This is a genomic window from Micromonospora sp. NPDC051543, assembly GCF_044454415.1.
Taxonomy (GTDB): domain Bacteria; phylum Actinomycetota; class Actinomycetes; order Mycobacteriales; family Micromonosporaceae; genus Micromonospora.
In genome coordinates, this window is record NZ_JBITDT010000012.1 from 230,079 (window position 1) to 249,914 (window position 19,836).

Consider the following 19,836-nt stretch of genomic DNA (forward strand, 5'->3'; position numbering starts at 1 on the left):
GCCGCGTGCGCCGGCGCCCTCTCGACCGCACTCCGATGCGCTGCGGAGCTCTTGGAAGGACCGTCGCAGCGCTGACCACCGGAGGCGTCCAGACGGTGGGGTCGAGCCGATGGCTGGCCCCGCCGTCCCGCCGGCACCAACGTAGCCACCCGACCGCCCGCAGTTCCATGCCGCCGCCGGTGATGGCATCCTTCTGGCCTGATTCATCCGCCGAAGGGTGGTCCGGTGGTGGCTGGACGGCCCACCTCGGCGGAGAGCCATCGCACACCGTGTCCGTACCGTCCTCGACGCTGGCGGTTATCCGGGCCGATGTCGCTACCGTTGCCCCACCAGGGCAGACAGTGAGGTGACCCCATGGCGGAACTGCCAAACTCCGTGTCGATCCGTGAAGTCGGGCCCCGGGACGGGTTGCAGAACGAGGAGCCGATTCCCGCCAACGCGAAGGTGCGGCTGCTCGACGCGCTCTCCGCCACCGGCGTACGCCGGATCGAGGCGGTGTCGTTCGTGCACCCCAGGGCGATCCCGCAGATGGCCGACGCCGACGAGGTGTGGCGGCGGGCGGCGAAGGTCGACGGGGTGCGGTATTCGGCGCTGGTGCCGAACACCCGGGGCGCCCAGCGGGCCCTGGCGGCCGGCTTCACCGAGATCGAGGTGGTGGTGTCGGCCAGCGACACGCACAACCGCCGCAACGTCAACCGCTCGACGGACGAGTCGCTTGACGACATCGCCGAGCTGATCGACCTCCTGCACGGCGCGTCCGCGAGGGTCGAGGTGATCGTGGCGACCAGCTTCGGGTGCCCGTACGAGGGGGACGTCGACCCGCGTCGTGTCGCCGGCATCGTCGACCGGGTCGTCCACGACGGCGCGGACCGGGTGGCTTTCGGCGACACGACCGGCATGGGCACGCCGCGTCGGGTCCGTGAGCTGCTGACCGCGGTACGCGACCGCAACGCGCACGTGCCGGTGCTGCTGCACTTCCACAACACCCGGGGTACGGCGCTGGCCAACCTGCTGACCGCGCTGGAGCTGGGCGTGACCGAGTTCGACGCGAGCGTCGGCGGTCTGGGTGGCTGCCCGTACGCGCCGGGTGCGAGTGGCAATCTGGCGACGGAGGAGGCGGTGCACATGCTGCACGACATGGGCATCGACACCGGCATCGACCTGGACGCCCTGATCGAGGTGGCCGAGTTGGCCGAGGAGCTGCTCGGCAAGACGCTGCCGTCCGGGGTGTTGCGGGCCGGTCCGCGTACGCGACTGACGCCGATGCCGAGCTGAGGACACGCGGAAGGGGCCGGCGAGTTGCCGGCCCCTTCGTGGTGCGCGGGTTCGGTCAGCCCACCGTGGTGAGCGCCGACGGCCAGCTGTCGCGGAAGATGTCCGCGCTGCGGTCGGTCGCGCTGAACGTACCGGCGAAGAGGCTGCTCACCCGGTTCGCCTCGGCGGTGCTCGGGTACGGGTTGGTGCAGCTGGTGCCGGCGCTGCCGCCGGACATCAGGAGCGAGCAGTTGCCGTTGTAGTTGTCCGGCAGGCCGAGGATGTGCCCGATCTCGTGGGTCATGATCCGCAGCGGGCTGTACTGCGCCGCCTGCTGCGTGTCGATGTAGACCCGGCCGTTGCCGAGGCTGGTCCGCACGGCGTACGAGCCGCCGCCGGTGATCTGGTAGATCCGCAGGTTCGAGCCGCAGTTCGCGGAGAGCGTCAGGTTGACGGTGGCGTTGTTCCAGATCGAGGCGGCCTGGCTGGCGGTGCCGGCGTAGGCGCCTGCCTGGCTGGTGTTGTAGCAGATGGTCATCGCGGCGGACGCGGGCGCGGGGTTGGCGACCGTGACGCCGAGCGTGGCACCTGCCGTCGCGACCAACGCGACGGCGAGCCGACTGAGTCGTGAGGTCATCGCTGACTCCTATCCGAGAGGGGGTGTCAGGAGCCTATCCACAGAGATTAATAGATTTCAATATCTCGTTCGAACGAGCGTCGCTGCGGCATGGGTCGCCGGAGGGTGCGTGGATGCGATAGCCTAACGATCGTTCAGGTCAACACGGGCGAGGGAGTCGGCGTGACGCTCGACGGTGAGGCGCTGGAACAACTGCGCAAGCGGGCCCGGTCCGGCGGCGCGGACAAGTACCACGCGGCCAACGAGGCCAAGGGCAAGCTCTTCGCCCGCGAACGCGTCGCGCTCCTCGTCGACGAGGGCTCCTTCGTCGAGGACGGCCTCTACGCCAACGCGCTCGCCGACGGCCTGCCGGCCGACGGCGTGGTCACCGGCACCGCCACGATCGACGGCCGACAGGTCTGCCTGATGGCCAACGACTCCACCGTGAAGGCCGGCAGTTGGGGCGCCCGTACCGTCGAGAAGATCATCCGGATCATCGAGCGGGCCTACGGGGCCGGTGTCCCGATGGTCTACCTGGTCGACTCGGCCGGCGCCCGGATCACCGACCAGGTCGACCTCTTCCCCGGTCGCCGCGGGGCCGGCAAGATCTTCTGGAACCAGGTCCGCGCCTCCGGCTCGATTCCGCAGGTCTGCGCGCTGTTCGGCCCGAGCGCCGCCGGCGGGGCGTACATCCCGGCGTTCTGCGACGTGGTGGCGATGGTCGACGGCAACGCCAGCATGTATCTCGGCTCCGACCGGATGGTCGAGATGGTCACCGGAGAGAAGACCACCCTGGAGGCGATGGGCGGGGCCAAGGTGCACACCGCCGAGTCCGGCGTCGGGCACTTCCTCTGCAAGACCGAGGCCGACGCGCTCGACGTGGTGAAGACCTACCTGTCGTACCTGCCGGCGAACTGGACCCAGGCGCCGCCGGCCGCGCCGGCGGTCGCCGCACCCGCGAAGGCCGACCTGGCCGCGCTGGTGCCGGCCAGCGAGCGGCAGGCGTTCGACATGCGACGGTACGTCAAGGGCCTGCTCGACGAGGATTCCTTCTTCGAGATCCAGGCGCTCTGGGCCAAGGAGTTGACCATCGGTTTCGGCCGTCTCGACGGCCAGGTCGTCGGCGTGGTGGGCAACAACTCGATGTTCAAGGGCGGCGTGCTCTTCGTCGACTCGGCCGACAAGGCCACCCGGTTCGTGCAGCTCTGCGACGCGTTCAACGTGCCACTGCTCTTCCTCAGCGACGTTCCCGGCTTCATGGTCGGCAGCGCGGTGGAGAAGCAGGGCATCATCCGGCACGGCGCCAAGATGATCACCGCGATCTCCGAGGCGACCGTGCCGAAGATCTGCGTGGTCGTCCGCAAGGCGTACGGCGCGGGCCTCTACGCGATGGCCGGCCCCGGCTTCGAGCCGGACGCGACGATTGCGCTGCCCAGCGCCAAGATCGCGGTGATGGGTGCCGAGGCCGCCGTGAACGCCGTCTACGCCAACAAGATCGCGGCGATCGAGGACGCGGACGAGTGGGCCGCCTTCGTGGCCGCCAAACGGGCCGAGTACGAGCAGGACATCGACGTCGTCCGGCTCGCCAGCGAGCTGGTGGTGGACGCCATCGTCGAACCGCACGACCTGCGCGACGAGTTGGTCCGGCGGTTCGCGGCGGCCCGCACCAAGGACCGCACCTTCTCGCGGCGACGGCACGGCGTCACCCCGGTCTGACCCGCACAGCCACCCGTCTCGACGTCACGAGCGTCGAGGGCACCGTCCCCACCAGGAGGATGAGATGGACTTCCGGCTCACCGACGAACAAGCGGCGCTGCGGGAGAGCGTGCGGGACTTCGCCCGCGAGGTGGTCGCCCCGGTGATCGCCGAGCACTACGAGCGGCACACCTTCCCGTACGAGGTGATCCGGCAGATGGGCAAGATGGGCCTGTTCGGCCTGCCCTTCGACGAGGAGCACGGCGGGATGGGCGGCGACTACTTCGCGCTCTGCCTGGCCCTGGAGGAGTTGGCCCGGGTCGACTCCAGCGTGGCCATCACGCTGGAGGCGGCCGTCTCGCTCGGCGCGATGCCGATCTACCGCTTCGGCACCGAGGAGCAGAAGGCCACCTGGCTGCCCCGGCTGCTCAGCGGGGAGGCCCTGGCCGGCTTCGGCCTCACCGAGCCGGGCACCGGATCCGACGCTGGCGGCACCCAGACGCGGGCCGTGCTGGACGGCGACGAGTGGGTCATCAACGGTTCGAAGGCGTTCATCACCAACTCGGGCACCGACATCACGGCCATGGTGACCGTGACGGCGGTGACCGGCACCAACCCGGACGGCTCCAAGGAGTTGTCGACGATCATCGTGCCCACCGGTACGCCCGGATTCACCGTGGCTCCGGGTTACTCAAAGGTCGGTTGGACCGCCTCGGACACCCACGAGCTGACCTTCGACGACTGCCGGGTGCCGGCGGCCAACCTGCTCGGTGCGCGCGGACGGGGCTTCGCGCAGTTTCTGCGGATCCTCGACGAGGGCCGGATCGCCATCGCCGCGCTGGCTGTCGGCCTCGCCCAGGGCTGCGTCGACGAGTCGATCAAATACGCGAAGGAGCGGCACGCCTTCGGCCGGCCGATCGGCGACAACCAGGCCGTCCAGTTCAAGATCGCGGACATGGAGCTGAAGGCGCACACCGCCCGCCTGGCCTACTACGACGCCGCCGCCCGGATGCTGGCCGGCGAGCCGTTCAAGCGGCAGGCCGCCATCGCGAAGCTGCACGCGAGCACGATCGCGGTGGACAACGCCCGGGAGGCCACCCAGATCCACGGCGGCTACGGATTCATGAACGAGTACCCGGTCGCCCGGTTCTGGCGGGACTCCAAGATCCTGGAGATCGGCGAGGGCACCAGCGAGGTGCAACGCATGATCATCGCCCGCGATCTGGGCCTCTGACCCCACCCTCGGGCGATCCCGGGGGATCACCGACCGCTCCCGTCGATCGATCGTCCGGCTGTCGGATTATCGGCGAGCGGCCGTCGGCAGGACGACGTTCGACTGCCGATGGTCGGAGGCGAACCGTACTCTTCGTGCCCATGACTCCGGATCATGGGCGGTCGCGGAGCCCGGCCGCTCGTACCGGGCTGCCGGAGCTGCTCCGTGCGCACCGGCGCGCCGCCGGTCTGACCCAGGCGGAACTGGCGTCCCGCGCCCGAGTCGGTGTGCGGACGGTGCGGGATCTGGAGCGTGGCCGGTCGGTCCGGCCACAGCGCACCACCGTCGATCTGCTCGCCATGGCGTTGGGATTGACCGGGGCCGTGCGGGCGGCATTCCTGGCCACGGCCCGCGGTCCCGTCGGCGCAGAGCCGCCGTCGGATGTCGACTCGGGAACGGTCGGCGTCGCCTCGGCGCAAGCCACCCGAGCCGACGCGCCGGTCGCCCTTCCGCCGCCGGTCGCCCTGATCGGACGCGATCGCGATGTCACCGAGTTGGCCGCGATGCTGACCGAGGAACACGGACCACGGCTGATCAGCCTCGTCGGCCTGGCCGGTGTCGGCAAGACCGCGCTGGCGCTCGCCGTGGCCCACGCGGCGGCACGGGCGCATCCCGGCGGTGTGGCCGGCGTGCTGGTCGGCGAAGGCTCGGACGGGCCGGACGTCCTCGCGGCCTCGATGACCGTCCTCGGCGCCGCCCGGCTACCGGAACTGGTCGCCCGCCTCGCCGGCCGGCGGGCGCTGCTGGTCATGGACGCCGTCGAGCGCGCCCCTGGCCCGGTGGCCGAGACACTGCACCGGTTGGGCACCGTACTGCCGTCGCTGCGGGTGCTGGTCACCGGCCGGCATCCGGTCGGGCTACCCGGCGAACGGGTCTGGCCGGTCGCCCCACTCGAGGTGCCGCCGCCGGACGGTGAGCAATCCGGTCCCGCCACGCTCGTCTCGTGGCCAGCGGTCGCCCTGTTCATCGCACGGCTCGCCCAGGTCCGTCGGGAACCGCCCGGCCCCGACGAGCTACCGGCACTGGCCGCCCTGGTCCGCCGGCTGGGTGGCCTGCCGCTGGCCATCGAGCTGATGGCCGCCCGGGGCCGGCTGCTCGACCTCACCGAACTGCTCGACCGGTACGGCGACCGCGTGCTCGACCTGACCACCTCGGCCGAGGAGACCCGTGCCCGGTGGGACGGGCCGGAGTCGGCCGCCCGCCGTCCGTACGCCACCGATGCCACCCGGGCGTCGGTGGCGGTGACCCTGCGGGACGCGGTGGCGACCAGCTACCGCCTGCTCGCGCCGCACGAGCGCGACGCGCTGCGGCGACTCGCCATGTTCGGCAACCGGTGGTCGGTGGAGATGGCCGAGGAGATGCTCGCCGACGAGGCCGACCGGGACGGGACCGTCGCCATCGATCCGGTCCCGGTGCTGGACCGCCTGGTCGAGCTGGGCCTGCTGAGCGTTCGCGGCACCGGGCCGTTCCGGTTCCGCCTGCTCGACGCGGTCCGTGACTTCGCCGTGGAGCAGGCGGTCGGCGGCGGTGAGCTGACCTGCGTACGGCGTCGGCACGCGGAGGTGACCGCCCGCCTCGTGGCGCGGACCGCCGCCGACCTGGCCGGCCCACGGATGCTCGACGCGGTGCACCGGCTCGACCAGCTGAGCAGCGATATCAGCTCCGCGCTCGCCCACGCGGCCACCGATGACCCCCTGACCGCGCTCCGGCTCGCCGCCTGCCTCCCCCGCTGGTGGCGCTTCCGGGGCCGGGACGTCGCCGGGCGGCAGTGGCTGCGACGTCTGCTGGCCGACCCGCGAACCGCCGACGCGGACCCGATCCTGCGCGGCTGGGCCAGCCTCGGGATGGCACGGCTCGCGGCCGAACATGGCGCCGAGGCAGAGGAGTTGCCCACGGCACGCGCCGCGTTGGAGATCTTCCGACAGTCCGGCGACGTGACCGGCGAGTTGGAGGCGCGCGGGGTGCTCGGTGCTCTGCTGACCACCGTCGGCGGGCACGACGAGGCGCGGGAGCAGGCCGAGGCGGTGCTCCGGCTCGCCGCCCGCAACGGTCGTACGCGTGATCTGGCGGTGGCGCAGAACAGCCTTGCCTGGCACGAGATCCGCGTCGGTGACCTGGCGGCGGCCCGTCGACGGCTGGCCGCCGTGGACCGGCTCGCGGCCGAGGGGGGTGAGCAGCGGTTGCGCGTGCTGGCCTGGGCCAACCGGGCCGAGGTGTCCCGCCTGGAGGGTCGGTACGCCGATGCCGTCGACCAGGGGCGGCGTGCGGTGGCGGCGCTGTTCGAGCTGGGCGACCCGGGACATCGCCGTCGGGTGCTCGGCACGGTCGGTCTGGCGCTCGCTCAGGACGGTCGTGCGGCCGAGGCGACCGAGCTGCTCACCGAGCTGCGGGCCGGCGGCGCCGAGGCGACCCTCGCCGTGCCGGGGCGGCAGTGGATGGAGCGGGTCGGACTGCCGCGACCACGGTCGGACGACACCGTGTTGTCGTGGAGCGGACCGGAGGCGGGGATCTGCGCGCTGATCGAGGGGAACCTGGCGCTGCACCGGGGTGATCGGGAGTCGGCGGCCGAGTGGTTCGCGGCCGCCGCCGCGGCCGGTCACGATCGCCGGGACGTGGTGGAGGCGCTGGTGGGCCTCGCCGCGAGCACCGGAGATCCGACGGTCCTCGATCGTCTGGACCGGGTCTGCGAGGACACCGGGATCCGACTGCTGCCGCAGGAGTCCGGGCTGCTCTACGCGCTGATCGCCGCGCGGGGTGGAGCCACCGAACGGTGAGCGGGGGCCGGTCGGCGGACCCCCGGATGGAGAGTGGCGCGGGCGAAGAGCCCCCTTGGTGCTACCCCTCGCTGTTCGCCCGCGCCGTCACCCCCCGGTGATTCCCCGGTGGGCGAAAGCCTGCCACCGCTGCCGGGGAAGAAGGTGTTTTTCAAGAGGTTTGTCCGGTCTCTGGGGTGAGTTCTGCCGGTCTTTCTGCCGGTACCGCCCGGAAGCCCTTCTTGCGGGTCGACGGTCAGGTCGGGTCGCAATCGTCGGCCGTCTCCTGCTCGGTACTGCCGGCGGTCGCGCCAGGGTGGACCGCGTCCCGCACCCGCCGCAGGCCGTCGAGCAGTGCCGCCAGGGCCTCGGGTTCGAGCTGGCCGGTGAACCACTGTTCGATGATCCGCAGGTGCCCGGGCAGCGTCTGGTCGAGCCGCTGCATTCCGGACGCGGTGACCACCGCGTACGAGCTGCGGCGGTCGTTCGGGCATGCTCGACGGGTGAGCAGTCCGTCGCGCTCCATCCGGTCCACCACCCGGGTCACCCCGCTTGTGGACAGTGAGGTCTGTGCGGCGAGGTCGGTCATCCGTAGCTGGTTGCCGGGCGAGCGGGCCAGTCGGGTGATCACCTCGAACTCGACCTGGGAGAGGCCGTGTTCCTCGAGTTGGGCGGCGAACCGGGCGGAGAGCCCGGCGTGGGCCTCGTACAGGAGGCCAACCGCGGTGATCCGGGGGTCGTCGAACACGTTGGTCACTCGTTAACCCTACCAGTCCTTGACACGGGGAATGTTGTTGCGGTTATATTTGCTCAAGCAGTCGTTGGGCTACTAAACAATCCTCTGGAGGACACCAGCCATGACCAGCAGCATCGACGCGGTTACCCGCGACTGGGACGGTCTCACCATCCCGGCGGCCGGCACCTACGTGCTGGACGCGGCGCACAAGCGGGTCGGCTTCGTCGCCCGGCACATGATGGTGAGCAAGGTCCGCGGTGAGTTCAACGAGGCGACCGCCACCATCACCATCGCCGAGGACCCGCTGCAGTCCTCGGTCGTCGCGACCATCCAGGCTGCCAGCATCGACACCACCCAGGACGACCGGGACGCGCACCTGCGCAGCCCCGAGTTCCTCGACGCGGAGCAGTTCCCGACCCTGGAGTTCCGCAGCACCGGCGTCAAGTCCCGCAAGGGCAACGAGTTCGTGCTCGACGGTGAGCTGACCGTCAAGGGCGTCACCCGTCCGGTCGAGCTGGAGGTCGAGTTCGAGGGCGTGGGTCGCAGCCCGTTCGGCCAGGACATCTTCGGCTTCTCCGCGACCACCGAGATCGACCGCGAGGAGTTCGGCCTGACCTGGAACGTCGCCCTGGAGACCGGCGGCGTGCTGGTCGGCAAGAAGATCAAGATCGAGATCGAGGGCGAGGCCGTCCGCCAGGCCTGATCCCACGGATCACCCGTACCCCGGGCCCGCGCCGCACGTCGGCGCGGGCCCGGTGTCGTCCGTGCCGAGCGCGTGTGAATTGTCACGACTTGTTCTTGCCCCGGTGGGGTCCGGCGTGCCGGCGACGGGGTAGAGATGGCGCCACGAGCGAATCCACTCGGCCGCCGTCGGATCACCGTCGTCGGCCTCTGGCCCCGGCCAGGCGAGCGCTCTTACCGTTGATGGTTCACAATGCGCTTCCGGGACGGCAGAATCCCGACCGCGCCGGTTGTCGGGAGGACACATGGGCAGGGACGTCTCGCAGGGCGCCTTCACCCGGGAGGACCGCGTCCGCTACCGGCAGAAGGTCCGGCGGTGCCTCGACGTCTTCGCCCTGATGCTCGACGACTTCGGGTTCGACGCCGACCGGCCGATGACCGGCCTTGAGATCGAGCTGAACCTGGTCGACTCGGCGGCCGAGCCGGCGATGCGCAACGAGGAGATCCTCGCCGAGATCGCCGATCCGCTGTTCCAGACCGAGTTGGGGCAGTTCAACCTGGAGTTGAACGCGGAGCCCCGGCTGATCGAGGGCGCAGGGTTCGCCGACTACGAACACGACCTGCGCAGCAGCCTCTCCCGGGCCGACGAGCGCGCGGCCGGGTCCGACGCGAACATCGTCCTGGTCGGCATCCTGCCCACCCTCACCGAGGGGCACCTCGTCGAGGACAACCTCTCCACCAACGAGCGCTACCGGGTGCTCAACGACCAGATCGTCGGTGCCCGGGGCGAGGCCATCGAGCTCGACATCCGGGGCGTCGAGCAGTTGCGGACGCACACCGACTCGATCGCCCCCGAGGCGGCCTGCACGAGTCTCCAGTTCCACCTCCAGGTCGCGCCGGACAGCTTCGCCGACTACTGGAACGCGTCCCAGGCCATCGCCGGAGTGCAGGTGGCGGTCGGGGCGAACTCGCCCTTCCTCTACGGCCGCCAACTCTGGGCGGAGACCCGGATCGCCCTGTTCAAGCAGGCCACCGACACTCGTCCGGAGGAACTCAAGGCCCAGGGCGTACGCCCCCGGGTCTGGTTCGGCGAGCGGTGGATCACCTCGATCTTCGACTTGTTCGAGGAGAACGTCCGGTACTTCCCACCACTGCTGCCGATCTGCGAGGACGAGGACCCGGTGGAGGTGCTGCACGCCGGCGGGGTGCCCCAACTGAGCGAGCTGCGGCTGCACAACGGCACGGTCTACCGCTGGAACCGGCCGGTCTACGACATCATGAACGGCCGCCCGCACCTGCGGGTGGAGAACCGGGTGCTGCCCGCGGGTCCCACCGTGGTGGACATGCTGGCCAACGCGGCCTTCTACTTCGGACTGGTGCGTGGTCTGGCCGAGGCCGACCGACCGATCTGGAGTCAGCTCACCTTCTCCTCGGCCGAGGAGAACTTCCACTCGGCGGCCCGCCGTGGTCTGGACGCCGTGCTGCACTGGCCCGGGGTCGGTGACGTGCCGGTCACCAAGCTCGTACTCGATCAGTTGCTGCCCGTCGCCGCGACCGGACTGGACGGCTTCGGCGTCGCGCCGGCGCAACGGGACCGGCTGCTCGGCATCATCGAGCAGCGCTGCCGTACCGGTCGCAACGGCTCCGTCTGGCAGACCGAGGCGGTCTGGGCGGCCGAGCGCCACCTCGGCATGGACCGCCCGGCAGCCCTGCACCACATGGTCAAGCGCTACGCGGAACTCCAACGCACCAACGAACCAGTCCACACCTGGCCCGTCCCCTAACCCCCCACCCAACCGCCGGGCCGCACATACCGCCTCTTTGATCAAGAGGTTCGCGTCAGGAATTTGCCGTTGATGACGCAAACCTCTTGATCAACAGGTGGGTGGCGGTGGGGTCAGGTGGTGGTGCGGCGGGGTGGGCGGGCTCGGGGCGCGGTTGGGGCGTCGGTTGGGGCGTCGGTTGACGGTGCGGCGTCGGTCGGGAGCGCGGCGTCGGGGTTGGGGCGTGGGGCCGGGACGCGGGGTGCGGTGGTGGTCGCGTCGGTTGGCTGGTCCCCGCGCGGGCTTGTCGGTGCCGACGGCGTCCTGCCGCGTCGGGTCACCGCGCCGGCGGCGGCGTCGGTCACCGAGCGGGCGCGGCGTCCGGGCCGGGTGCCGTCCGCCACGCCCTCCCGGGTCGACGTCGTCCGTGCGGTCGGGTCGAGCCCAGCGGCCACGGTGGAATCCGTCGGAGCGGTCGACGTCGAGCCGGGCGAGCCGGGCGTAGGGACCGACGCCGGGTCGCGTTGTCCGGACGGATCGCGCGTCGTCGGGTCGGAGCCGTCTCCCGGTGTCAGCCCGGAGTGGGCCGTCGGACCCGCCGAGGCCGCGTCCGGACCGGCGGCCGGGGCGGTCGGTCGGCGGTCGGCGGTGCGTTGGTGACCGGCCCTCTCGGCAAGTCGGGCGACCAGTATCGAGCCGCCGACACCGGCGATCACCGCGTACGGGGCGATGAGCTGGGTCGAGAACTGTGCCGGGCCGGGGGCCGCCCACCTCGGCACGGTGGTCAGGTAGGCGAGCGCGACGAGCAGCGGGCCGGCCGCACCGGAGGCCGCCGCGCCCACCCGGTGTCCGCCCGGACGCGCGGCGCCGCGGGCGGCGAGGGCACCGATCAGAAGCGCGGGTACGAGCGCCAGCAGCGCGCCGGGCCAGTAGATCTGGCCGCCGATCCAGTACCGCCCGTGGTCCGGGTCGAGCTGCCAGGTGCCGAGCTGGGCGCCGGTCAGTCCGCGTCCGACGCGTACACCGTCGATGACCGAGACCACGGCGAGCAGCCACAGCCAGGCGGCCGTCGCGGTGATGTTCACCGCGACCGTGCGGGAGCGCAGCGCCCAGAGCGCGACGAGGACGCCGATCAGGATTCCCAGCGCCGCGTGCAGGGCCGCGACCCGCTGCGGCGCGCCGGTGTCGGCGCCCGCGGCGACCCGGGCCGGTACGGCGACCAGCAGTACGGTGACCAGTCCACCGAGCCCGGCGCCGAGCGCCAGGGACAGCCGGCGGAGCAGACCGGGGTGCTCGACGGGCGTCGGTTCGGCCCGATCGACGACCGGCCGATCCTGCGTCACGTCGGCGCCCTCGGCCCGGGTCGGTTGGCCCGACGTGAGCGCCGGCGACTGCGGCCGGTCAGCCTCGTCCGCCGGTGGAGTGCCGGTCGTCGGCGTGGGCCTGGGCGTGGGTGCCGCCCGCTGGTGCAGTCGCTGCGCGCAGACGGCTCCCAGCACAGTGGAGCTGGCGGCGAGCCAGGTGGCCCAGGCGAGGCCGTCGGCCCAGGCCGTGCCGTTGGCACCGGCCTCGGTGGGCGTCCAGGTGATGACGCCGAGCCCGTAGCCGAAGCCCAGTTGCGCGGCGCCCGCGCCGGCAGCGACCCCGACCGCCGTCGCGATCGATACTCCCCAGCCCCGTCTGGCCATGCCGGGCAGCGTAACGTCCCGTCGTCGGTGCGGCGAGTCGCAGCGACCCGCCGGTACGGACCGTCGGCGAAGCGTGGTGGGCGGCGAACGGTACGGTCGCCGGTGATGAGGCGGTGGACGGTATGACGGACGCGAACACGGGTCGGCAGGAATCCTCCGGCGGCCGGGACGGCGGTGACGGCCGCCGAGCTGGCGTGCTGCTCGGTGGCGGACTGGTCGCGGTGCTCCTCGCCGTGGTCGGCGCGACCGGCGGTTGGCTGCTGGCCGGCGAGGACGACGAGTCTCCGGCGACCCCGCAGGCGGTTGCCACCACGGCGGGTACGCCGACCGGGGAGGCCACCTCGTCTCGGCCGACCACCGGTCGGACCACCCCGTCCGCTCCCCGCACGACCGCCTCCGCGACAAAGGGGACCGGGCTGACCGTGCCCCCGGTGGTCGGGACCGACTTCCTCCAGGCGCGCGAGATGCTGCGCAAACAGCGGTTGGGTTGGCGGCTGGTCTTCGGCGGCGGCACCGGACGCACGGTGGCGAGCGCCTCGCCGGCGGTGGGCACCCCGGTGACCCGGGGCACCACGGTTCAACTGCAGATCGCCGGGCCACCGCCGGCCGCCGAAGTGCCGGACGTGGTCGGCGACGACTGCGCCAAGGCAGCGGACGAGTTGGTCGAAGAGGGGCTCTACCCGAGTTACCGCAGCGGGCGCAGTGGAAAGGTCAGTCGGCAGGAACCGGCCGAGGACGCTCCGGCCCGCTGGAACGACGAGGTCAGCATCTGGTGCGGCGCGGCGGCCCCACCGAGCCAGCCGACCGCGAATCCCACCCCCTGACCCGAGCTGTTTCTCGGCCGCCGCGGACGCGCTGGTTCGTGGCGTTCCGACCCGCCGGCGGCGCGCGGTTCGTGCCACCGATACCGGCCGATGTCGACCTGGGCGGTTAGGTTGACGTCGAGGGCCAGGGCGCCCGCCCGGTTCGGGAAGGGACGTGCGATGAGCGACGACCGCCAGGAGCCGCCCGCCGGGACACCGGACGACGACCGCACGCGCCCTCTGCCGCCCACCGGCGGCGACCGCCCGCAACCGACCGCGTCGCCCGACGAGACGATGCCCATCGGCCGGGCCGCGTCCGGCGGTGGCGCGTCGCCGGACGAGACGATGCCCATCGACCGGGCCGCGTCCGGCGGTGGCGCGTCGCCGGACGAGACGATGCCCATCGACCGGGCCGCGTCTGCGTCTGCGGCTGACCGGACGGCGCGGATGCCGGCGGAGCGGTCCACGCCACCGTCGTGGTCGGGGCGGGCCGAGGTGCGGGCGCCTCGACCGGCCGAGCCGGCCGCGGACTGGTACGCGGAGGAGCAGGGCGGCCGCCGGTGGTGGCTGCCGATCCTCTGGGGCGTACTCGCGTTGTTGTTCGCCGCTCTGCTCGGTGCGGCCCTGTGGGTGGTGTTGAGCGCGCGGGAGGACGACCCGGACGACCCGGCCACGCCGTCCGTCCCGCCGACCAGCGTCACCGCCGCGCCGAGCAGCAGTGCGCCGACGTCGGCGGCGCCCACCAGCGCGACGCCGAGCAGCCCGGCGGCCACCACCGAGGGGGCGCAGATACCGGTGCCGCCGCTGACCGGTCTCCCGCAGTCCACCGCCGAAGGACTGCTGGAGCGACTGGGCGTGAGCTACCGGGTGGTGTACCGCCCGTCCGAGCTGCCACCGGGCACGGTGGTGCGGACCGATCCGGAGGCCGGCACCCTGGTGCCGACCGACCGGGAGGTGCTGGTGGTGATCTCCCAGGACCGGCCGTCACCGAGCGGCAGCTCGACCAGCCCGAGCCCGACGGCGACGGCCACGCCGTGACCGGTCCTCACCACCTGCGTCGACGGGTGCCGACGAGGCCGAGGCCGGCGAGCGAGATGGTGAGGCCGAAGATCCCGGACCAGAAGAGCGACCGGCGTACATCGGTGCCGTGGTGGCCGCCCGACGTCGGCTCGGCCAGTTCCTGCTGGCCGTCGGCCTGACCGCCAGCGCCGGAACCGGTGGCCGGGCCGGTGGCGTCGGCCGCCCCGGCGTACCCGTCGGAGGTGTCGGCGCCGATCCAGCCGTACTCGTCGACGGGTGGATCGGAGCCGGCCACGGTGATCTCCGGCGCCGGTACCGGAACGGCCAGCCGGGTGGACGACGACGCCGGATCGTGGACCAGGACCACGACGATGGTCAGGGCCCCGAGGAGGGCGAGCAGTCCGAGAGCGTAGGTGATACTCCAGCGGTGGTGCCGCCGCACGGCGGGCTGATTGACCATGACCATCCCAGGCTCAGGGTCCTGGACGTGCGGGTGGAACGGTGCCGGGGTGGGCGTACCGATTCTATGGCGACGGCACGCCTACCCGCGGCGGATCGCGTTGGTCAGCCGACTCTGACCGGCGTACGGGTAACCGGTCGCCGGGTCCGTACGGTGTGCGGGCGGGGCACCGGTGCGGCCTGCACTTGTTGCAGCCCTTCCCGCTGTACGAAGATCGACCGGCGGTTGACGGCGTCGCCGGCGGCATTGAGCTCGTAGCCGTCGAGCCAGAGCCAACCGTCGTAGGTCGGCCAGTCGAGCACCCGGATCACCCGGAACATGATCGGCCTGAGGAACTGGACACTCGCCGCGCGAGTCACGTGCAGAACGTCACCGGAGCGGGGAAGCACATGGGCTCCTGGGGAGGGTAAGCCGGCGGGGATGCCGGCGGTGACTGGTCTGGGATGTCTCGGCCCGGTTGCGGGATCGCGCCTCGTGGACCGTCTGGTGCTGGTGGTGGTCGGGCCGTACCCGCTGGTGGCGTGCCGCCACCCGACCATCACCTGACTGCTGCCGGGAACCGCGCCCACCGCCGCAGTCAGCTGGCTTGCAGCGGTGGGGTCATTACCCCGGCGCAGGTCCGGGTGTCGCTGGCCGGGCCCGCGTTCCGTCCGGCTGCCCGGGGTCGGTGGGTTCACCACTCCCGGAGAGCGGACCGGAACGCTGAGTGATCCGAGCCATACGGACAGAGTGCATCAGCGACGTGCTTCATGCAAGTTGCACGTCGACTTTTGCCGATACGTGAGTTCGCCACGCAAAGCGACGCTTGAAGCGATCCGCGTGTGGGCGGCACACTGGGGGCCGGTTTCGCCCGTCGCGGCCGGCCGATGACCGGCACCACCCCTCGTCGCGAACGCTCGCCGGCCGACGGTCGCGCCCCCGGCAAGCGGCAACCAGTGGGCGCGTCGACCGGAGGTAGCCCGAGAGTGGGGTCGAGCAACCAGTGGCGAGGGCCAGAAGTGCCGAGGCCGCGCGATGAGTGAACGGCGCAGCCCGACGATCAGACGGCGACGGCTCGGCGCCGAGCTGCGCCGGCAGCGGGAGTCGGCCGGGATCACCATAGAAGTTGTGGCCGAGCAGTTGGAGTGCTCGGCGTCCAAGGTCTCCCGGATCGAGACGGGCCACACCACGGCCACCCCGCGCGACGTGCGGGACATGCTGCGGATCTACGGCGTCGTGGGCGCCGAGAGCGACGAACTCGTGCAGATCGCCCGGGAGGCCCGGCAGAAGGGCTGGTGGCACCCGTACAGCACGGTGCTGGTCGGGGCGTACGTCGGCCTGGAGGCGGCGGCCAGCTCCATCCGGGCGTACGAACAGCAGGTCGTCCCCGGCCTGTTGGAGACCGAGGAGTACGCCGGGGCGATGATCCGCGCCGCCCGGCCGGACTTCACCGCCGATCAGGTACATCAAAGGGTGCGTGTCCGTCTGGGCCGTCAGTCGTTGTTGACCCAGGACGATCCGGTCGATCTGTGGGTGGTGCTCGATGAGGCGGTGGTAAGTCGGCCGGTGGGCGGGGACGAGGTGATGCGCGGCCAACTCAGGCGGTTGGTCGAGGTGGCCGAGTTGCCGAACGTGACGCTTCAGATCCTCCCCTTCGAGGTGGGCGCGCACGCCGGCATGGACGGCACCTTCACGATTCTCAGCTTCCCTGAGCCCGGTGATCCGGATGTTGTGTACGCGGAGAACGCCACGGGTGGGCTTTTCCTCGAGAAGAGCGACGAACTGCAGAAGTACAGCTTCATCTTCGATCACATCCGCGCTGCGGCCATTCGTCCGGAGGAGTCCGTCGCACACATCGCAAAACTGGCAGAGGAGCCGAAATGGCGACCAAGAGGTTCCCCGTGGACCTGACGCAGGCGACGTGGTTCAAGAGCTCGAAGAGCGGGCCCAACTGCGACAACTGCGTGGAAGTGGCGTACGTGACCGGTGCGGTCGGCGTCCGGGATTCGAAGGACAAGGCCGGTCCGGCCCTGGTCTTCGCTCCCGGTGACTGGCGTGCCTTCGTTGCCGGAGCCAGGGGTGGTGTGTTGGGCTCGGCCTGACCGAGTGGTCGATGAACGTCCCCGTCCGGTCCTCGACCGGGCGGGGACGTTCCGTGTCCGCACTCCGCCGATCCGACCGCTGCCAGGTTCCGCCGGGATTCCCGTCGCCACAGCGGGCCCGCGTCGTTGAACCCGTCGGTACGGCCTGGTCGACGACCCGCCGCACCGACCCGCAACCGAGCGAGGCAGGCGAGACGGATGACGACGATCGGTTCAGAGAACCTCACCAACGGTCCGGCCAAGCCGGAGCGCTTCGGTGGTAAGTACCGCGGGGCGCGTCGAGACACCGTACTGACCGAGGTGGTCTCGACCGACCAGGAGTTGGACGGGCGGGAGATGTCGGACCCGGAGCCGATGGACCCGCCGCTCTCGCTGCCGTCACTGGACCCCAACCCGCTGGTCGAGCCGTCGTTTCCCCCGGACGGTTGGCCGATCGAGCCCACCGGTTCGCTGGCCGACCACCCGCTGCTGCGGGGCCTGCTGCTGGAGCTGCCGCCGAAGGGCAGCGTGCCGCCGCCCGGCTGGCTGGACCGCTGGTTCGAGGCGACCCGGGCGATCCTGGAACTCCTATACGTGCAGGGGGCCGGCCGCTCGCGCTGACCGCGTGGCGACGGCGGTGGGCTGCGCCCGCTCGATGAGCCGGCTGTGCCGCAGCGCGTGCCGTACCCCGATGGTCGCCACCGTCAGTGCGCCGACGGTGATCGCCGGGCCGGTGATCCCGGGCTCGGCGCCGAGGTCCGTGCCGGCTGCCGCGATCACCGCCGGAAGTGTCGCCAGGGCGGTCACCTGCAACGGAATGCCGACGAGCGGGTGGGCCGCAGCGGCACGCAGCCCGTGCGGGGCGGGTGTGCCGGGTGCGCTGTCGAACGCGCCGGCCCCGGCCCGCAACCGGCGGATTCGCCGTATGGAGCAGCCGGCCACCACGAGCGCCGGGCCGGTGGCGAGGGTGAGCCCGGCGGCGGCACGATCGATCGGGGCGGCGCCGGCGCTCGACAGGCCGCCGACGGCCACCGCCGCGATCAGCGCGAGGCCGACCAGCGCGAGCGTCAGCAGCCATCCGGTACGCCGACGGAGCGCACGCGCGTCGCGAAGCCGGGGCAGTCGGTCGGCCAGGACCCCGGCGGCCAGCCAGACGGCGGCGACCGGCAACAGGATGGTGAGCTGACTCTCCATGTCGGAGAGTCTTTCCCGTTCTTCCGCGCGGCGAATCCGGGCTGGACCCCCGTTGGCCCCGGAGGTCGAGCCCGTAGGGGCATCCCATCCAGGTGATGGACGTTTCGACATGTTCATCCGTCGGGCCGGCGGATCTACTCTCAGCGAGATCGGCGAGCGTCGATCGAAAGGCCGGTGGTCGCGTTTCGCCGCCGGTCGAAGGGAGGTAGGGAGATGGGTGTTCCACGCAGGTCCGTACTGGTCGGGGTGGCCACCGCGACCGTGCTGGCCGTCGGTGCCCCGGCTCTGGCCGCCGAGCCGGTGGGCGTCGTACGGGAGGCGGGCGGAGCCACCGCCGTGCCGGACAGCTACATCGTCGTCCTCAAGGACAGCACCGTTGCGCCCAGCCAGGTCGGCGACACCGCGCAACGGCTGACCGGCCGGCACGGTGGGAAGGTAGCCCGCACCTACGGCACCGCCCTGCGGGGCTTCGAGGTCACCGTCAGCGCGGCGGCAGCGGCACGGATCGCCGCCGACCCGGCTGTCGCGTACGTCGAGCAGAACCACACCGTGTCCATCTCCGGAACGCAGGCCAACCCGCCGTCCTGGGGCCTGGACCGCATCGACCAGCGCAACCTGCCGCTGGACAGCTCCTACACGTACCCGAACACGGCGAGCAACGTGCACGCCTACATCATCGACACCGGCATCCGCTTCTCCCACAACGACTTCGGCGGCCGGGCCACCTCCGGCTACGACGCCGTGGACGGCGGGTCGGCCGACGACTGCAACGGGCACGGCACGCACGTCGCCGGCACCGTGGGCGGCTCGACGTACGGCGTGGCCAAGGGTGTGCAGTTGGTCGGCGTACGCGTGCTGAACTGCTCCGGCAGCGGCACCAACGCCGGTGTGATCGCCGGCGTCGACTGGGTCACCCAGAACGCGATCAAGCCGGCCGTGGCGAACATGAGTCTCGGCGGCGGGGCGAACAGCTCGCTGGACACCGCCGTCCGCAACTCGATCGCCTCCGGTGTGACGTACGGCCTCGCGGCCGGCAACGACAACGGCGCGAACGCCTGCAACACCTCGCCGGCGCGTACCACGGAGGCGATCACGGTCGGCTCGACGACCAGCTCGGACGCCCGCTCGTCGTTCTCCAACATCGGCACCTGCCTGGACATCTTCGCTCCCGGCTCGTCGATCACCTCGGCCTGGTACACCAGCAACACCGCGACCAACACGATCAGCGGCACCTCGATGGCCACGCCGCACGTCGTCGGAGCGGCGGCCCTGGTGGCGAGCACCAACCCGAGCTGGACCCCGGCTCAGGTGCGCAACCAGCTGGTGTCCAACGCCACCCCGAACGTGATCAGCAATGTCGGCTCGGGCTCACCGAACCTGCTGCTCTACGTGGGCAGTGGCGGCACCACCCCGCCGCCCACCGGCTGCACCGGCACCAACGGCACCGACGTCTCGATCCCGGACGCCGGCGCGGCGGTGACCAGCTCGGTCACCATCTCCGGTTGTGGCCGCAACGCCTCCTCGGCCTCCACGGTGGCGGTGAACATCGTGCACACGTTCCGCGGTGACCTGGTGATCGACCTGCTCGCCCCGGACGGCAGCTCGTACCGACTGAAGAACAGCAGCACCTCGGACAGCGCCGACAACGTGAACGCCACGTACTCGGTCAACCTGTCCGGCGAGGCGGCGGACGGCACCTGGCGGCTCCAGGTGCGCGACACCTACTCGGCGGACACCGGCTACATCAACAGCTGGACCCTGACCGTCTGACCTGTTCCCCAGGGACGAGGCCCCATCCGGACGATCCCGGTGGGGCCTCGTGCCGTACCCGATTCGGGGG

General features: G+C 71.6%; 18 protein-coding genes. 12 read left to right on the top strand and 6 right to left on the bottom strand.

The window, feature by feature from the left end:
- Positions 1–354 precede the first annotated feature (354 nt).
- Positions 355–1,275, top strand: coding sequence for a hydroxymethylglutaryl-CoA lyase (locus ACIA3K_RS23080; protein WP_396803594.1), 921 nt, complete (start codon positions 355–357; stop codon positions 1,273–1,275).
- Between the two features lie 55 nt (positions 1,276–1,330).
- Here the strand turns inward: ACIA3K_RS23080 and ACIA3K_RS23085 are convergent, their stop codons facing one another.
- Positions 1,331–1,891: a snapalysin family zinc-dependent metalloprotease gene (locus ACIA3K_RS23085; protein WP_396803596.1), complete on the bottom strand. Its 561-nt coding sequence runs from the start codon at positions 1,889–1,891 to the stop codon at positions 1,331–1,333.
- Between the two features lie 162 nt (positions 1,892–2,053).
- On the opposite strand from ACIA3K_RS23085, the gene ACIA3K_RS23090 reads away from it, so the two are divergent.
- The 3 genes from ACIA3K_RS23090 (at position 2,054) to ACIA3K_RS23100 (ending at position 7,612) form a co-directional block, all read left to right on the top strand.
- Positions 2,054–3,586, top strand: a complete 1,533-nt coding sequence (locus ACIA3K_RS23090; protein ID WP_396803597.1) for an acyl-CoA carboxylase subunit beta — start codon at positions 2,054–2,056, stop codon at positions 3,584–3,586.
- Positions 3,587–3,650: 64 nt separating this feature from the next.
- Positions 3,651–4,799, top strand: a complete 1,149-nt coding sequence (locus ACIA3K_RS23095; RefSeq protein ID WP_396803599.1) for an acyl-CoA dehydrogenase family protein — start codon at positions 3,651–3,653, stop codon at positions 4,797–4,799.
- A gap of 140 nt (positions 4,800–4,939) precedes the next feature.
- Entirely contained in the window at positions 4,940–7,612 is a 2,673-nt protein-coding gene (locus ACIA3K_RS23100; RefSeq protein ID WP_396803601.1) for an ATP-binding protein, read from the top strand.
- 235 nt (positions 7,613–7,847) lie between these two features.
- Here ACIA3K_RS23100 and ACIA3K_RS23105 read toward each other — a convergent pair whose 3' ends face one another.
- Positions 7,848–8,348: a MarR family winged helix-turn-helix transcriptional regulator gene (locus ACIA3K_RS23105; RefSeq protein ID WP_396803603.1), complete on the bottom strand. Its 501-nt coding sequence runs from the start codon at positions 8,346–8,348 to the stop codon at positions 7,848–7,850.
- Positions 8,349–8,448: 100 nt separating this feature from the next.
- On the opposite strand from ACIA3K_RS23105, the gene ACIA3K_RS23110 reads away from it, so the two are divergent.
- Together ACIA3K_RS23110 and ACIA3K_RS23115 are read left to right on the top strand one after the other, a co-directional pair.
- Complete coding sequence (locus tag ACIA3K_RS23110) at positions 8,449–9,030, top strand: YceI family protein (protein WP_396803604.1); 582 nt, start codon at positions 8,449–8,451, stop codon at positions 9,028–9,030.
- A gap of 283 nt (positions 9,031–9,313) precedes the next feature.
- A complete protein-coding gene (locus ACIA3K_RS23115; protein ID WP_396803606.1) occupies positions 9,314–10,792 on the top strand; it encodes a glutamate--cysteine ligase in 1,479 nt (492 codons plus the stop codon).
- Positions 10,793–10,905: 113 nt separating this feature from the next.
- Here the strand turns inward: ACIA3K_RS23115 and ACIA3K_RS23120 are convergent, their stop codons facing one another.
- Positions 10,906–12,459: a hypothetical protein gene (locus ACIA3K_RS23120; RefSeq protein ID WP_396803608.1), complete on the bottom strand. Its 1,554-nt coding sequence runs from the start codon at positions 12,457–12,459 to the stop codon at positions 10,906–10,908.
- Positions 12,460–12,581: 122 nt separating this feature from the next.
- On the opposite strand from ACIA3K_RS23120, the gene ACIA3K_RS23125 reads away from it, so the two are divergent.
- Both ACIA3K_RS23125 and ACIA3K_RS23130 read left to right on the top strand, forming a co-directional pair.
- Positions 12,582–13,283 (top strand): PASTA domain-containing protein, encoded by a 702-nt coding sequence (locus ACIA3K_RS23125; protein WP_396803610.1) that lies wholly within the window; start codon positions 12,582–12,584, stop codon positions 13,281–13,283.
- A gap of 159 nt (positions 13,284–13,442) precedes the next feature.
- Complete coding sequence (locus ACIA3K_RS23130; RefSeq protein WP_396803612.1) at positions 13,443–14,300, top strand: PASTA domain-containing protein; 858 nt, start codon at positions 13,443–13,445, stop codon at positions 14,298–14,300.
- Positions 14,301–14,307: 7 nt separating this feature from the next.
- Here ACIA3K_RS23130 and ACIA3K_RS23135 read toward each other — a convergent pair whose 3' ends face one another.
- Together ACIA3K_RS23135 and ACIA3K_RS23140 are read right to left on the bottom strand one after the other, a co-directional pair.
- Positions 14,308–14,748 (bottom strand): hypothetical protein, encoded by a 441-nt coding sequence (locus ACIA3K_RS23135; RefSeq protein WP_396803614.1) that lies wholly within the window; start codon positions 14,746–14,748, stop codon positions 14,308–14,310.
- Between the two features lie 98 nt (positions 14,749–14,846).
- Positions 14,847–15,131, bottom strand: a complete 285-nt coding sequence (locus tag ACIA3K_RS23140; protein ID WP_355048524.1) for a hypothetical protein — start codon at positions 15,129–15,131, stop codon at positions 14,847–14,849.
- A 625-nt stretch (positions 15,132–15,756) separates the two neighbouring features.
- On the opposite strand from ACIA3K_RS23140, the gene ACIA3K_RS23145 reads away from it, so the two are divergent.
- The 3 genes from ACIA3K_RS23145 (at position 15,757) to ACIA3K_RS23155 (ending at position 17,423) form a co-directional block, all read left to right on the top strand.
- On the top strand, positions 15,757–16,632 hold the full coding sequence (locus tag ACIA3K_RS23145) for a helix-turn-helix transcriptional regulator (protein WP_234584497.1): 876 nt from the start codon (positions 15,757–15,759) through the stop codon (positions 16,630–16,632).
- Positions 16,602–16,823 (top strand): DUF397 domain-containing protein, encoded by a 222-nt coding sequence (locus ACIA3K_RS23150; protein WP_355048523.1) that lies wholly within the window; start codon positions 16,602–16,604, stop codon positions 16,821–16,823. The genes ACIA3K_RS23145 and ACIA3K_RS23150 overlap by 31 nt, the downstream gene beginning before the upstream one ends.
- 198 nt (positions 16,824–17,021) lie before the next feature.
- Entirely contained in the window at positions 17,022–17,423 is a 402-nt protein-coding gene (locus tag ACIA3K_RS23155) for a hypothetical protein (protein ID WP_396803617.1), read from the top strand.
- Here ACIA3K_RS23155 and ACIA3K_RS23160 read toward each other — a convergent pair.
- A complete protein-coding gene (locus ACIA3K_RS23160; RefSeq protein ID WP_396803619.1) occupies positions 17,391–17,996 on the bottom strand; it encodes a hypothetical protein in 606 nt (201 codons plus the stop codon). The two genes, ACIA3K_RS23155 and ACIA3K_RS23160, sit on opposite strands and share 33 nt — an antisense overlap.
- A gap of 213 nt (positions 17,997–18,209) precedes the next feature.
- On the opposite strand from ACIA3K_RS23160, the gene ACIA3K_RS23165 reads away from it, so the two are divergent.
- On the top strand, positions 18,210–19,766 hold the full coding sequence (locus ACIA3K_RS23165) for a S8 family peptidase (RefSeq protein ID WP_396803621.1): 1,557 nt from the start codon (positions 18,210–18,212) through the stop codon (positions 19,764–19,766).
- Positions 19,767–19,836 lie beyond the last annotated feature (70 nt).